Origin of the sequence: Yinghuangia sp. YIM S10712 (assembly GCF_051388935.1) — a bacterium.
Taxonomy (GTDB): Bacteria; Actinomycetota; Actinomycetes; order Streptomycetales; family Streptomycetaceae; genus Yinghuangia.
Genome location: NZ_JBPKBI010000005.1, coordinates 178,787 through 192,570, shown reverse-complemented (window position 1 = coordinate 192,570; position 13,784 = coordinate 178,787). Strand labels below are relative to the sequence as shown.

The window sequence follows — 13,784 nt, the reverse complement described above, 5'->3', positions numbered from 1 at the left end:
TGAAGAGACCTGCGGGCGGGACAGCCGACAGGGAGACGTTTACGGGCGTATCCCTCGTGGCCTGCGATCAGTCAACGGCGCCGGGGCCTGGCGAGGAGACTCCAGAAGGTGACTCCAACACGGAGTCACCGCACAGTCGTTGGACATAGCATCACGTCATTGCTACTCGGGGGAGTCGTAGATGAGCCATCAGTCACCGGATCCGCGGATGGTCATTTCCGGCCTGCGCGGGGATGAGCGTTTGCTGCGCGCCCTGGCCGAGCGGGACATGGGTGCCGTTTTCCGCATGCTCAACAGACGGGGTGTGAGTACGCGGCGGCTCGCCTCCGCAGTCGACATCACACAGGGGCGGCTCTACGACTACATGAATGGCAAGAGCCGGGTAGAGAAGCTGGCCTTGTTTGAGCAGATCGCCGACGCCTTCCACATCCCGGGGCACTTGCTGGGTCTGGCCCGGCGGTCATGGGAACCTGCGACCGCCGCGACGGAGCAGCGAACGGACCATCCACTGCCGGACAGTGACGATCTCGCCGCAATGGACCACTTCCGCGACGCAGACCGGCAGACGGGCGGTGGCCGCCTATATGGGGCCGTGGTGCGGCATCTATCGGACCGGGTGGCGCCCCGACTGGTCGACACGGCGAGCGGGCGGCAGGTGTTCGCCGCAGCGGCGGCGTTGACGGAGATGGCCGGTTGGATGGCGCACGACTCCGGACAAGATGATCTCGCCGAACGGCACTTCGCACGCGCTTTGCCTTTGGCGCATATCTCCGGTGATCTTCCACTGGCCGCCAATGTCGCCGCGAGCAGCAGCCATCTCGCGCTTCAGACCGGCGACCCGTCGGCGGCCGAGGAGTGGGCGTGCACCGGCCTTGACCTCGTGACGCGGGGACCGCGAATTCCGGCGCTCGCCGCGCGGCTGCACGTGATGCGGGCTCGCGCCCTCGCCGCCGCCGAGCAGCACGCCCCGGCCGTCCGCACGCTCGAAGCGGCACGGCAGGACTTGGAGGGCGGCAAGGATGCCGAACACCCCTGGCTGAGCCCGTTCGACGCCGCAGCCCTGGCGAGCGAGTCTGCGCTGGTCCTCCGTGACCTGGAACGGCTCGATGAGGCCCTACAGCACGCCGAACAGGCCGTTGCCCTACGGCAGATCGTGCGGACGCGTTCACTGGCGCTGAGCCGCATCAGCCTTGTGGACATTCAAGTACGCCGGGGTGAGTTGGATGCTGCGGTGCACGTCGCACACGCGCTCTTGAGCACGAGTCCGACCTTGGGGTCTGTTCGGGTGGTCCGGCAGCTCGACGAGTTGCGTCGGCTGCTGGAGCGGCACAAGGCGTATCGACCGGTGCATGAGTACTTGGTGCGCTTCGACGATGCGCGCAGGGCCAGAATGCTTCTCTTGGCTGATCTGATCCCGCCATCTCCGAAAGGCAACTCCGCATGAGGCCCACCGCCCCCGATCCCGGCGACACTGACGCCTGGAACGCTTACCTGGCCGAAGGCAACGCCAAGCAGGCCCGTAAGCGCGTTGCGGCTGATGTCCTGCTGCGTGATCCGGCTGGGCGCGTACTTCTCGTGAACCCGAACTACAAACCGGATTGGGATCTGCCAGGAGGCATGGCGGAGGCGAACGAGGCGCCCGAGGAGGCGGTAGAGCGCGAACTCCTTGAAGAGCTTGGGCTGGAAATCACGTTGCGTGGACTGCTGGTGGTGGACTGGGTGGCGCCGCACGGTCCGTGGGACGATCAGATTGCGTTTATTTTCGACGGCGGCGTCCTGTCCCGCGACCAGGCCGACCGGCTGTACCCACGGGACGAAGAACTTGCCGAAGTCGCGTTCGTTGAGCCGGAAGAGGCCCGCACGCGACTTGGCGAACGCGTGCGGCGACGATTCACCGCTGCTATGACCGCCCTCACGTCGAAGTGCTCCCTGTACCTCCGCGATGGCGTACCAGCCCCCTGATGGCAACGCGAGGCGCGGCAACGGCACGTCCGGGGCCCTCGGCTGGTCACTAGGCTCGGGGCGTGAGCGAGTCGGTGAGTGAGTCTTTGGCCGAAACCCCAAGTGGGCCGGATTACCCCTGGGCGGTCGGCAGTGCGACCGGGATCGGGTCGTTGCCGGGGGAGGATGTGCGGGAGGCCGTGCGCCTCGTGATGGGGGAGCTGGGTGCGTTCCCGCATCTGCCGGAGTTGCCGGGGCGGGGGGTCGGGGCGGATCTGACCGGGCGCTCCGCGGGCCTGCTGGTGGATCTGTATGCCGACGTGCAGCCGTCGGGGTGGCGGTTCGCGGATCGGCCCGGCCGGGATCACCGGCGTGCGGTGGCGTGGATGCGGGAGGATCTCGACGCGCTGGAGGAGTTCACGCAGGGGTACGTCGGGCCGTTGAAGGTGCAGGTCGCCGGGCCCTGGACGTTGGCGGCGACGATCGAACTACCGCATGGGGACAAGGCGTTGGCGGATCCGGGAGCCTGCCGGGATCTCGCCGGGTCGCTGGCTGAGGGCGTGCGGAACCATGTCGCGGAGGTACGGCGGCGGGTGCCCGGTGCGACCGTGGTCGTGCAGTTCGACGAGCCGGCGCTGCCGGGTGTGCTGGCGGGGTCGGTTCCGACGGCGAGCGGGTTCGGGAAGCTGCGGGCGGTGGACAAGGCGGTGGCGCGCGAGGCGCTGCGTACCGTCATCGACGCCGCCGGGGCGCCTGCGGTCGTGCACAGTTGTGCGGCCGGGGTGCCGGTCGGGCTGCTGCGCGAGGCCGGGACCAAGGCCGTGTCGCTGGATTTCTCGACGTTGCGCGACCGCCAAGAGGAAGAGATCGGGGAGGCCGTCGAGGCGGGACTCGGGTTCTTCTTCGGCGTCGTCCCGTCGCTTCCTCCGCCGACGCCGTCCAACCGGGTGGCCAATCGCGCCGCGACCAGGGGAAACACCGGCACCGGCGCGCGACCGCTGTCGGACCCGGCCGGTACGGTCAGGGGTGTCAAGACGTTGTGGAGGAGGCTCGGCTTCCGCCCGGAGCAGTTGGGCGAGGCCGTGGTCGTGACACCCACGTGCGGTCTGGCGGGAGCGGATCCCGCCTGGGTGCGGCGGGTGCTGGCGCACAGTGTCGAGGCCGCCAGGGTGCTGCACGAGGCACCCGAGAGTTGATCCACTTGGCACCGGACCGCCGGTATTTCTGGAGGCTGACGACGTGGCTGATCTGACAGGCGCCGAAGGCGTTCCCGCCGAGGTGCGCGAACGGGCCGTCGACCTGGCCAAGGAGCTCGAAGAGCACCGGTTCCGGTACTACGTCAAGGCCGCGCCGACCGTCAGCGATGCCGAGTTCGACGAGCTCATGCGCGAGCTGGAGGGCATCGAGGAGAAGTACCCGGCGCTGCGTACGCCCGACTCTCCGACGCAGACCGTCGGCGGCGAGGCGGCCGAGGATGCGGTCAAGGTCGACCACTTGGAGCGCATGCTCAGCCTCGACAATGCGATGAACGAGGCGGAGCTGGACGAGTGGGTCGAGCGCTTGCACCGGGAACTCGCGGGCGCCGCCTTCCACTTCCTGTGCGAATTGAAGGTCGACGGGTTCGCCGTCAACCTGCTGTACGAGAAGGGCGAGCTCGTGCGGGCGCTGACGCGCGGCGACGGGCGCACCGGCGAGGACATCACGGCGAACATCCGCACGATCGGTGAAATCCCCCACCAGCTGCGCGACGACGGGGGCCATGACATCCCCGAGCGCGTCGAAATCCGCGGCGAGGTGTTCTTCCCGATCGAGAAATTCGACGAGCTCAACGCGCGCTTGGTCGAGGCCGGTGAGAAACCGTTTGCGAACCCACGCAACGCGGCTTCCGGTTCGGCGCGCATGAAGGACCCGCGCGTGGTCGCGCAGCGCCCGCTGCACATGGTCGTGCACGGCATCGGCGACCGCCGCGGCTTCGAGATCGACTGCCTGTCGCACGCGTACGACAAGTTGCACGCATGGGGCCTGCCGACCGCGCGGCACAACAAGGTCTTCGCGACCGCCGACGAGGTCAAGGAGTTCATCCGCTACTTCGGCGAGAACCGCAACTCCGTCGAACACGAGATCGACGGCGTGGTGGTCAAGGTCGATGAAATCCCACTTCAGGGCCGGCTCGGCTCGACGTCGAAGTCGCCGCGCTGGGCGATCGCGTTCAAGTACCCGCCGCAGGAGGTCAACACCAAGCTCCTGGACGTCAAGGTCAACGTCGGGCGCACGGGGCGGGTCACGCCGTACGCCGTGATGGAGCCGATCAAGGTCGCCGGGTCGACGGTGGCATACGCGACGCTGCACAACCAGGAGGTCGTCAAGGCCAAGGGCGTGCTGATCGGCGACACCGTGGTGCTGCGCAAGGCCGGCGACGTGATCCCTGAGGTCCTCGGCCCGGTTGTCGACCTGCGCGACGGAACCGAACGCGAGTTCGAGATGCCGACGCACTGCCCCGAATGCGGCACCGAGCTGCGGCCGATGAAGGAGGGCGACGTCGACGTGCGCTGCCCGAACGCGCGTTCGTGTCCGGCGCAGCTCCGCGAACGTCTGTTCCATCTGGCCGGTCGCAAGGCGCTCGACATCGACGGGCTCGGCTACGTCGCGGCGACCGCCCTCACGCAGCCCTTGGAGCCCGCCGAGCCGCCGCTGCGCGACGAAGGCGACCTGTTCGCGCTGACGGTTGAACAACTGCTGCCGATCAGGGTGCTGGTACGCGACCAGAAGACCGGAATGCCGAAGGTCGACGACGAGACCGGCGAGCGGAAGGTCGTGTCGTTCTTCGCCAACCAGAAGGGCGAGCCGAAGAAGACCGTCGAGGTGCTGCTCGACGGGTTGGAGAAGGCCAAGCAGCAGCCGCTGTGGCGCATTCTGACCGCGCTGTCGATCCGGCACGTGAGCGACACGACCGCGCGGGCGATCACCGGCGAGTTCCGCGACCTGGACCGGCTGGCCAACGCGAGTGTCGAGGAGATCGCGGCGGTCGAGGGGGTCGGGCCGATCATCGCGCAGGCGGTCGTCGAGTGGTTCGCCGAGGACTGGCACCGCGAGATCGTGGAGAAGTGGCGTGCCGCCGGGGTCCGGTTCGTCGAGGAGGGCGGTGCGGAGAAGGCGCCGGGCACGCTCACCGGGCTCACCACCGTGGTCACCGGAACGCTCGCGGGCTTCACGCGCGACGGTGCGAAGGAGGCGTTGGAGGCGGAGGGAGCGAAGGTGACCGGGTCGGTTTCGAAGAAGACCGACTTCGTCATCGTCGGCGACAATCCCGGCTCGAAGTACGACAAGGCTGTGTCGCTTGGCGTGCCGATCCTCGACGACGAGGGCTTCGCGGTGCTGCTGGCGGACGGCCCCGACGCGGCGCGCGCGTGGGTGGCGGCGCAGGCGGGAGAGCAGGGGGAGTCGGAGGAGGACGCGGAGTAGCGCACCGGAAAGCGTTCCGTTCCGCTGCCCGTGCCGGGCGCCCCGTCGCTGCCGGAAGCGGCGTGGCGCCCGGCGTTCCGCATCAGGTCGACCGCGTGGGCAAGTTGGCTTCCCGTCACATGACGCTGCGTCAAATGCCGTGCGTCGCAAGGGAATGCGAACCATGACCGCGGTTCGGTGTCCGCATCGCGTACGGCTCGTCGCTTAACGCCGCAAATCCCGTACCGCAAACAGCGCGGAAGCGGACGTTCCGATTCGATCTTGCGGATATGGCTCCCTGGTCGCCCCCGGCGTCCTACCCTGATCGGGAACCCGGTTCGCGCCGGGCTTGCCGCCCGGTCGCGGAACGCCCCGCGTACCCCTTGCCGCGGCCGGGCAGTTCGGCCCGCCGGGCCGGGACCCCGCCCGGGAAAAGCCGCAGGGAGCTTGTGCATGCGACGGTTCGGACGCACGGATCTGTCGCGCGTCGCGCGCCCGGGCAGGTTCGTCGCGAACGCCGTCGTCGTCAGCGGCGTCGGCAACCTCGTCCTGGTCGCCGCCGTCGCCCGCGTCGTGGCCGGCGGCAGTTCGCCGGTGCCCGTCGGAGAGGCCGGCGTGTGGATCATGCTCGCCCTCGTCGTCGCCGACGGCATCCACCTCGGGCTCACCCGGCGCGGGATGTACGTGCCCGGCGCCATCCCGTCCGTCGCGGTCGCGTACGCCCTGCTCCTCGTGCACGGCTGGGTCCTGGCCGCGCTCGTCCTGGTGGTCCCGGTCCTCATCTCCGGGGTCATGCGCCGCGACACCGTGCGGCGCCTGGTCTACATCACCGGCCACTACGTCCTCGCGTTCGTGGCAGCAGACTTCGTGCTGCACCTGTGCGGCGTGCGTCCCGAACGGGAGGATGTGCGGGAACTCGCCGCCGCCGAACTGCCCGCGGTGCTCCTCGCAGGCACCGTCCTCGTCGGCGTCGCGCAGGGCTCCTCGTGGCTGCTGCGCGCGAGTTGGCGCGGCATACCCACCACCACACTGGCCGGCGAGGAGTTCCGCGTGCGTGTCATCGCCAACGGGGCGCTGATCGGCATCGCGCCGCTGATCGCCGTCGTCGCCCACGCGAACCCGTGGCTGCTGCCGTTGTTCGTCCTGCCCCTGCACAGCCTCTACCGGTCGACGCGCGTGTCCTTCGACCGCGAACAACTGTCCCACCGCGATCCGTTGACCGGGCTGCCCAACCGTCGGCTCCTCCTCGAACACGGCGAGGGCGTCATCCGTGCCGCCCCCCGGGACGGCAGGATCGCGCTGTTCCTGCTCGATCTGCACCGCTTCCACGAGGTCAACGACACCCTCGGGCACCTTGCCGGGGACCGCCTGTTGCGCCAGGTCGGGGAGCGTCTGTTGCGCATCGTCGGGCCGGGCGACACCGTCGCGCGGCTCGGCGGCGACGAATTCGCCGTCCTGGTGCCTGACCTCGTGCCCTCCGAATCCGCCGCGTCGCAATCCTCGCCCGACAAGGTCGCGCTGGCCCTGGCCCGGCAGATCGTCGAAGTCCTCGCGGAACCGTTCGAACTCGACGATCTCGCCCTGGACATCGAGGTGAGCGTCGGAGTCGCCGTCTTCCCGGACCACGCACGCGGCATGGCCGGGCTGCTGCAATACGCAGACGTCGCGATGTATCTGGCCAAACGGCTGCGCAGCGGCGTCGAACTGTACGACCCGGCCCGCGACGTCAACACCCGCGACAAACTGCTGCTCCTCGGAGACCTGCGCCGGGCCCTCGACGTCCGCCAGGTCGAACTCCACTACCAGCCCAAGGTGTCCTTCACCACCGGCCGCGTCGACGGCTGCGAGGCCCTGGTGCGCTGGCGCCACCCCGACCGGGGCTACATCTCCCCGGAGGTGTTCGTGCGCCTCGCCGAAGAGACCGGCCTCATGCCGCGGCTCACGCGCTACGTCGTCGACGAGGCCCTGTCCCAGGTCGCCCGCTGGCGCAGCGAGGGCATCGAGGTGCCGGTCGCGGTGAACATCTCGGCCCGTGACATCCACGCCCCCGCGTTCTCCGACACCGTGGCGGCCGGTCTTCGCCGCTACGGCCTGCCGGCCGGCGCCTTGCACCTGGAGATCACCGAGCGGGTCCTGTTCGAGGAGCCGCAGCGCGCCGCGGCCAATCTCGACGCGCTGCGGGAACTCGGCGTACGCCTGTCCCTCGACGACTTCGGCACGGGCTATTCGTCGTTCGTCCACCTGCGCCACATCCCGGTCAGCGAGATAAAGATCGACCGCTCGTTCGTCGCGCGCCTGACCGTCGACGAGGACGACGCGGCGATCGTCCGCTCCACCGTCGACCTCGCCCACTCGCTCGGCCTGCGCGTCGTCGCCGAAGGCGTCGAGGACGACGCCACCTGGGACCGCCTGCGCGACCTCGGCTGCGACAGCGCGCAAGGCTGGCTCATCGCCCGCGCCCTGCCGCGCGACGAGGCCACCGCCTGGCTGGCCCGCCACGGTGTCGGCGCGCGCATGGCACCCCCGCGCCGCCCACCTGACGCCGGCCCGCCGGCCCAGCGCCCCCGGCCGCTCCAGAACCCGACGCGGGTGACGGGCTAGCGGAAAGCCGCCGCCCGTCCGGCAACTAGGATGGCGACGACGGAACCCATTCCCAAACCACCCTTGAAGGAATCGCTGCATGCCTGGCATCTCGCGCGAGGAGGTCGCCCACCTCGCCCGGCTGTCGCGGCTGGAGCTCGGGGCCGAGGAGCTCGACCACCTCGCCACCCAGCTCGACGACATCATCGGCGCGGTCGCCCGCGTCGGCGAGGTCGCCGCCGACGACATTCCGCCGACGTCGCACCCGCTGCCGCTGACGAACGTCATGCGGCCCGACGAGATCCGCCCGGGGCTCACCCCGGAGCAGGCCCTCTCCGGTGCGCCGGCCGCCGAGGACCAGCGTTTCCGCGTGCCGCGGATCCTGGGGGAGGAGCAGTAGCGATGGCCGATCTGACCAGGCTCACCGCCGCCGAGACAGCGTCGCGGATCGCCGCCGGCGAGATTTCCGCCGTCGAGGTCGCGCAGGCGCACCTCGACCGCATCGCCGAAGTGGACGGCAAGGTCCACGCGTTCCTGCACGTCGACACCGAAGGCGCCCTGGAGGCCGCGAAGGCCGTCGACGAGCGCCGCGCCAAGGGGGACGCGCTCGGCCCGCTCGCGGGTGTGCCGCTCGCGCTCAAGGACGTCTTCACCACCCGCGGCGTCCCGACCACCTGCGGCTCGAAGATCCTCGAAGGCTGGGTGCCGCCGTACGACGCCACCGTGACACGCCGCCTGAAGGAGGCCGGCGTCGTCATCCTCGGCAAGACCAACATGGACGAATTCGCCATGGGGTCCTCGACGGAGAACTCCGCGTACGGCCCCACCGGCAACCCGTGGGACCTCGCCCGCATCCCCGGCGGCTCCGGCGGCGGCAGCGCCGCGGCACTCGCGGCCTTCGAGGCGCCGCTCGCCATCGGCACCGACACCGGCGGCTCGATCCGCCAGCCCGCCGCGGTCACCGGCACGGTCGGCGTCAAGCCGACGTACGGCGGCGTCTCCCGCTACGGCCTCGTCGCGTTCTCGTCGTCGCTCGACCAGGGCGGCCCCTGCGCGCGCACCGTGCTCGACGCCGCGCTCCTGCACGCGGCGATCGCCGGGCACGACCCGCTCGACTCGACGTCCGTCGACGCGCCCGTACCCGACGTCGTGGCCGCCGCCCGTGCCGGCGACGTGCGCGGCCTGCGGGTCGGCGTGGTCAAGGAGTTCGCGGGCGAGGGCTACCAGGCCGGTGTGCTCCAGCGCTTCGACGAGGCCGTCGAACTGCTGCGTGGCCTCGGTGCCGAGGTCGTCGAGATCTCGTGCCCGCACTTCGACTACGCGATGCCGGCGTACTACCTGATCGCGCCCTCCGAGGCGTCGTCGAACCTCGCGCGCTTCGACGCCATGCGCTACGGCCTGCGCGTCGGCGACAACGGAGACCGCTCCGCCGAGGAGGTCATGTCGCTGACCCGCGAGGCCGGCTTCGGCGCCGAGGTCAAGCGGCGCATCATGCTGGGCACGTACGCGCTGTCGTCCGGTTACTACGACGCGTACTACGGCCAGGCCCAGAAGGTGCGCACGCTCATCACCCGCGACTTCGACGCGGCGTTCGCGCAGGTCGACGTGCTGGTCTCGCCCACCACGCCGACCACCGCGTTCCCGATCGGCGAGCGCGCCGACGACCCGATGGCGATGTACCTGGCCGACCTGTGCACCATCCCGTCCAACATGGCCGGCAACGCCGCGATGTCGCTGCCGTGCGGGCTCGCCCCCGAGGACGGCCTGCCGGTGGGCCTCCAGATCATCGCTCCCGCCATGGCCGACGATCGTCTCTACAAGGTCGGCGCGGCGGTCGAGGCGGCATACCTCGACCGCTGGGGCGCCCCGTTGCTGGACCAGGCGCCGGCTTTGTGACGTTCCGACGTCCCGCACCCGACAGGAGAGAAGCAGATGGCCAAGAAGAAGGCCCCCAAAAGCAAGGCTGCGAAGATCATCGGCCTCGGCATGCAGGTCTTCGGCGCGATCGGCGTCATGAAGCAGATCAAGGAGGCGCGCGGCAAGAATGACAAGCTCGAACTGACCGACGCCATCGTCTCCGCCGCCGCCGTCGTGACCGGTGTCGCCCTGCTGATCCGCTCGTTCCGCGAGGAAGACGCGGAGTCCGTCGACATCGCAGCCCTGTGACCGCGGTCCGTCCGTGACCACCACCCGGGAGGTCCGTCGCCACACGGCGGCGGGCCTCCTGTCCGCTCATCCGAGGGCCCGAGGGGGCAATCCTTGATCACGCGACTGGAGATCGACGGCTTCAAGTCGCTCGTCGGCCTCCGCGTCGATGTCCGACCGACCACGGTGTTCGTAGGCCCGAACGGCGCGGGCAAGTCCAACATCTTCGACGCGCTCCGGTTGGTCGCCGATTGCGTCCACGGCGGCTTCGACACCGCCTTCACCGACCAACCGCGCGGCCACGGCCCCGATCTGTTCCACCGCACCGCCGCCGGTATCGGCCCGCACATGCTGATCACCGTCGGTTTGCTGTTGGACAGCCCGTACGGTCCGCTGCCGGCCCGCGTCCGGTTGCAAGCCTCGTGGCAGGACGACGAGTTGGTGCCCGGTCCGAAATCCGCCATGTGGGTCTCGGCGCTCAAGGACCGCTCGTGGATGCGGCGTCTCGGCCTCTCGGGTGCGTGGGAGGCGGCGATCGGCCAGGCCGTCGACGCTGTCCCCGGCGACCAACCCCGCCACCTGCCCCTGTCGACCACGGGCGCGCACGCACCGCTGCGGCTGTGGATCGAGGACGAGTGCCGGTCGTGGCGGCCCTTGGAGCTGGACCCCGCCACGATGCGCCGCCCTGTTCCCGGGGTCGGTGCGATCAAAGACCTTCTGCGGCCGGACGGTGCCAACCTTGCCGCGGTCTTGGAACGGCTGTCGCGGCACGGCCTGTTGGCCGGCCTCAACGTCGACTTGGCCACGCTCATCTCCGACGTCCGGGAAGTGCAGCCGCTGTTCGACAAACGCCGCTCCGAGTACGACTTCGACCTCGTGTTCCGCGACGGACAACACGCCGCGCCGCCACTGCTGTCCGAGGGAACGCTGCGCGTACTTGCCCTGCTCGCCGCCGCGTACGACCGCACAGCCCGCGGCCCGCTCGCCGTCGAGGAGTTGGAGGACGGCCTGCACCCCGCCCGGCTCGCCGAGGTGCTCCGCCGCCTGCGCCGCGACGTCGCCGACTACCGTGAAACACCACCCGCACGCGACACGGGTCTGCGGCAGCTTCTGCTGACGACACACTCGCCCGTCCTGGTCGCGGCGATGCGTGACGCCCCCGATGGAAGCCTCGTCTTCGTCGACACCGCCACGCGCATCACCCGTGGCGGTGGACCGGGCCACAAGATCACCGTCGCGCGCCCCGTGCTGAGAACGCCGCCGCCCGACGCCGACCTCGGCACCTACGCCACCGACTACGAGGTGCGGCGCATCCTGGAAACCGTTGCGGGAGGTGGCGGGTGAGTCGCCCCCTGGTCCTCGGGTTGGTCGCGGAAGGCACCAGCGATCTGTATTTCCTCAAGCCCTTGGTCATGCGCCAAGTCCGTGCCTTACTTGAGAAGAGCGCCGGGGCCGACGTCGATCTGGCCGGTGAACCGTTGCTCTGCCCGACGGCGACGATGGTGTCGGACCCCGCGAAACTGCATCGCGAGATCAGCGAACTCGCGCACCGCTGCCACGTGCTTTTCATTCACAGCGACGCCAACGAGCAACACAAGGCCGAGAACCTGACGTGGATCGTCGAGCCGCTCCCGGCCGCCCCCGTGATCGTGGTTCCCAAGAAGGAGACCGAAGCCTGGATACTCGCCGACCCGGCCGCGTTCGCGGGGCTGCCGGGTGCGGACACGTCCGGCCTCCCGGCGTCGGCCAAGGCCGTGGAGAAGGTGTCGAAACCGAAACACGTACTGAGGAAGACCATGGCCGCGGTCACGCACAACCAGCCCAAAGACTACTTCGAGGTACTCGGGCAGAATGTCGACCTGGATGCGCTCGGCCAGGTGCCCGCGTACGCCGACTGGGTGAGCCGCACGACCAAGACCCTTAAGGAGTTGCACTTCCTGTGAGCACGACGAGCCTTCTGTCGTTCGAGGACGCACTGGCCTCGTACGACCCGGTCATGGGTCTTGAGGTCCACGTCGAGCTCGGTACGAACACCAAGATGTTCTGCGGGTGTTCGACGGAGTTCGGGGCCGAGCCGAACAGCCAGGTGTGCCCCACCTGCCTGGGGTTGCCCGGGGCGCTGCCGGTGGTCAACCGCACGGCGGTCGAGTCGGCGATCCGCATCGGGCTCGCGCTGAACTGCGACATCGCCGAATGGTGCCGCTTCGCGCGGAAGAACTACTTCTACCCGGACATGCCCAAGAACTTCCAGACCTCGCAGTACGACGAGCCCATCGCCTTCGACGGCTGGCTCGACGTCGAGGTCCAGGGCACGACGTACCGCGTCGGCATCGAGCGCGCCCACATGGAGGAGGACACCGGCAAGTCGACCCACGTCGGCGGCGCCACCGGCCGCATCCACGGCGCGGACTACTCGCTGCTCGACTACAACCGGTGCGGCATCCCGCTCATCGAGATCGTGACCAAGCCGATCGAGGGCGCGGGCGCGCTCGCCCCCGAGATCGCCAAGGCGTACGTCGCCGAACTGCGCGACCTCATCAGGGCCCTCGGCGTCTCCGAGGCCCGCATGGAACTCGGCCAGATGCGCTGCGACGCCAACCTCTCGCTGCGCCCGCACGGCCAGGAGAAGTTCGGCACCCGCTCGGAGACGAAGAACGTCAACTCGCTGCGTTCGGTCGAGCGCGCGATCCGGTTCGAGATCCAGCGCCACGCGACCGTCCTCACCGAGGGCGGCACGATCGTGCAGGAGACCCGGCACTTCCACGAGGACGACGGCACCACCACGTCCGGCCGGGTCAAGGAGGAGGCGGAGGACTACCGTTACTTCCCCGAGCCCGACCTCGTGCCCGTCGCCCCCACCCGCGCGTGGGTCGAGGAGCTGCGCGCGACGCTCCCGGAGAAGCCGTCGGCGCGCCGCAAGCACCTCCAGGCCGAGTGGGGCATCAGCGACTTCGACATGCAGTCCGTGGTCAACGCCGGTGCCCTGGACGCCATCATCGACACCGTCGCGGCCGGCGCCGACTCCGACGCCGCACGCAAGTGGTGGCTCGGCGAGCTCGCCCGCAACGCGAACGAGCGCGGCGTCGAGGTCACCGCGCTGCCCATCACCCCCGCGCAGGTCGCCCGCGTCGCCGAACTGGTCAAGGCCGGCGAACTCAACGACAAACTGGCCCGCCAGGTGATCGAGGGCGTTCTCGCCGGCGAGGGCACGCCGGACGAGGTCGTCGACAAGCGCGGCCTCAAGGTGGTCTCCGACGAGGGCGCGCTCGGCGCCGCCATCGACGACGCGATCGCCGCGCAGGCCGACGCGGTCGCCAAGATCAAGGCAGGCAACCTCGGCCCGGTCGGCGCGCTGATCGGGGCGGTCATGAAGGCCACCCGAGGACAGGCCGACGCCGCCCGCGTACGCGCGCTCATCCTGGAGAAGCTCGGCGTCTCCTGAGCCCGCGACAACACGCGCGAAGGGGTGCTCCCGTCCGGTACGGGGGCGCCCCTTCGCGCGTTGTCGTTCCCGAAGCCCGCGCGGGTGCTCAGGCCGCCTTATGCGCACACCGTCGTTCGGCGGCCCCGAGGGCCCGGCGGCGTAGGACGCCTTAGGCGCTGCGCGCACCCGGCGGCCCGCCGAGATCGGGCATCCGCCCGATGCCCCGCCCCCCACTGGCCGACAAGTCTTGTCG

At 69.9% G+C, this 13,784-nt stretch carries 11 protein-coding genes; all 11 read left to right on the top strand.

From position 1 onward, the window contains the following. Window positions 1-181 precede the first annotated feature (181 nt). The 11 genes from ACRX5W_RS14365 to gatB all read left to right on the top strand — a co-directional run bounded on the left by ACRX5W_RS14365 (window position 182) and on the right by gatB (window position 13,549). Window positions 182-1,444, top strand: a complete 1,263-nt coding sequence (locus ACRX5W_RS14365; protein WP_436788484.1) for an XRE family transcriptional regulator — start codon at window positions 182-184, stop codon at window positions 1,442-1,444. Continuing rightward, on the top strand, window positions 1,441-1,962 hold the full coding sequence (locus ACRX5W_RS14360) for an NUDIX domain-containing protein (RefSeq protein ID WP_436788483.1): 522 nt from the start codon (window positions 1,441-1,443) through the stop codon (window positions 1,960-1,962). The genes ACRX5W_RS14365 and ACRX5W_RS14360 overlap by 4 nt, the downstream gene beginning before the upstream one ends. A 62-nt stretch (window positions 1,963-2,024) precedes the next feature. Then, window positions 2,025-3,137, top strand: coding sequence for a methionine synthase (locus ACRX5W_RS14355; RefSeq protein WP_436788482.1), 1,113 nt, complete (start codon window positions 2,025-2,027; stop codon window positions 3,135-3,137). A gap of 52 nt (window positions 3,138-3,189) precedes the next feature. Then, window positions 3,190-5,403 carry an NAD-dependent DNA ligase LigA gene (ligA, locus tag ACRX5W_RS14350; RefSeq protein ID WP_436788615.1) on the top strand — a complete coding sequence of 738 codons (2,214 nt, stop codon included), beginning with the start codon at window positions 3,190-3,192 and terminating at the stop codon, window positions 5,401-5,403. Window positions 5,404-5,835: 432 nt separating this feature from the next. Beyond that, window positions 5,836-7,983 carry a putative bifunctional diguanylate cyclase/phosphodiesterase gene (locus ACRX5W_RS14345; protein WP_436788481.1) on the top strand — a complete coding sequence of 716 codons (2,148 nt, stop codon included), beginning with the start codon at window positions 5,836-5,838 and terminating at the stop codon, window positions 7,981-7,983. Between the two features lie 79 nt (window positions 7,984-8,062). Next, window positions 8,063-8,362, top strand: coding sequence for an Asp-tRNA(Asn)/Glu-tRNA(Gln) amidotransferase subunit GatC (gene gatC, locus ACRX5W_RS14340; RefSeq protein WP_231778331.1), 300 nt, complete (start codon window positions 8,063-8,065; stop codon window positions 8,360-8,362). A gap of 2 nt (window positions 8,363-8,364) precedes the next feature. Further along, entirely contained in the window at window positions 8,365-9,858 is a 1,494-nt protein-coding gene (gene gatA, locus ACRX5W_RS14335; protein ID WP_436788480.1) for an Asp-tRNA(Asn)/Glu-tRNA(Gln) amidotransferase subunit GatA, read from the top strand. Between the two features lie 36 nt (window positions 9,859-9,894). Then, window positions 9,895-10,128: a hypothetical protein gene (locus tag ACRX5W_RS14330; RefSeq protein WP_436788479.1), complete on the top strand. Its 234-nt coding sequence runs from the start codon at window positions 9,895-9,897 to the stop codon at window positions 10,126-10,128. A 93-nt stretch (window positions 10,129-10,221) separates the two neighbouring features. Continuing rightward, complete coding sequence (locus ACRX5W_RS14325) at window positions 10,222-11,451, top strand: AAA family ATPase (protein WP_436788478.1); 1,230 nt, start codon at window positions 10,222-10,224, stop codon at window positions 11,449-11,451. Then, window positions 11,448-12,050, top strand: a complete 603-nt coding sequence (locus ACRX5W_RS14320) for a hypothetical protein (RefSeq protein ID WP_436788477.1) — start codon at window positions 11,448-11,450, stop codon at window positions 12,048-12,050. The genes ACRX5W_RS14325 and ACRX5W_RS14320 overlap by 4 nt, the downstream gene beginning before the upstream one ends. After that, the gene (gene gatB / locus ACRX5W_RS14315; protein ID WP_436788476.1) at window positions 12,047-13,549 is read left to right on the top strand and encodes an Asp-tRNA(Asn)/Glu-tRNA(Gln) amidotransferase subunit GatB; all 1,503 of its coding nucleotides are present in this window, start codon (window positions 12,047-12,049) and stop codon (window positions 13,547-13,549) included. The genes ACRX5W_RS14320 and gatB overlap by 4 nt, the downstream gene beginning before the upstream one ends. Window positions 13,550-13,784 lie beyond the last annotated feature (235 nt).

What these genes read in the sequence shown, in the direction of transcription:
- ACRX5W_RS14365 (WP_436788484.1), top strand. Translation starts at nt 182, where the DNA reads ATGAGCCATCAGTCACCGGATCCGCGGATGGTCATTTCCGGCCTGCGC.
- ACRX5W_RS14360 (WP_436788483.1), top strand. Translation starts at nt 1,441, where the DNA reads ATGAGGCCCACCGCCCCCGATCCCGGCGACACTGACGCCTGGAACGCT.
- ACRX5W_RS14345 (WP_436788481.1), top strand. Translation starts at nt 5,836, where the DNA reads ATGCGACGGTTCGGACGCACGGATCTGTCGCGCGTCGCGCGCCCGGGC.
- gatC (WP_231778331.1), top strand. Translation starts at nt 8,063, where the DNA reads ATGCCTGGCATCTCGCGCGAGGAGGTCGCCCACCTCGCCCGGCTGTCG.
- gatA (WP_436788480.1), top strand. Translation starts at nt 8,365, where the DNA reads ATGGCCGATCTGACCAGGCTCACCGCCGCCGAGACAGCGTCGCGGATC.
- ACRX5W_RS14330 (WP_436788479.1), top strand. Translation starts at nt 9,895, where the DNA reads ATGGCCAAGAAGAAGGCCCCCAAAAGCAAGGCTGCGAAGATCATCGGC.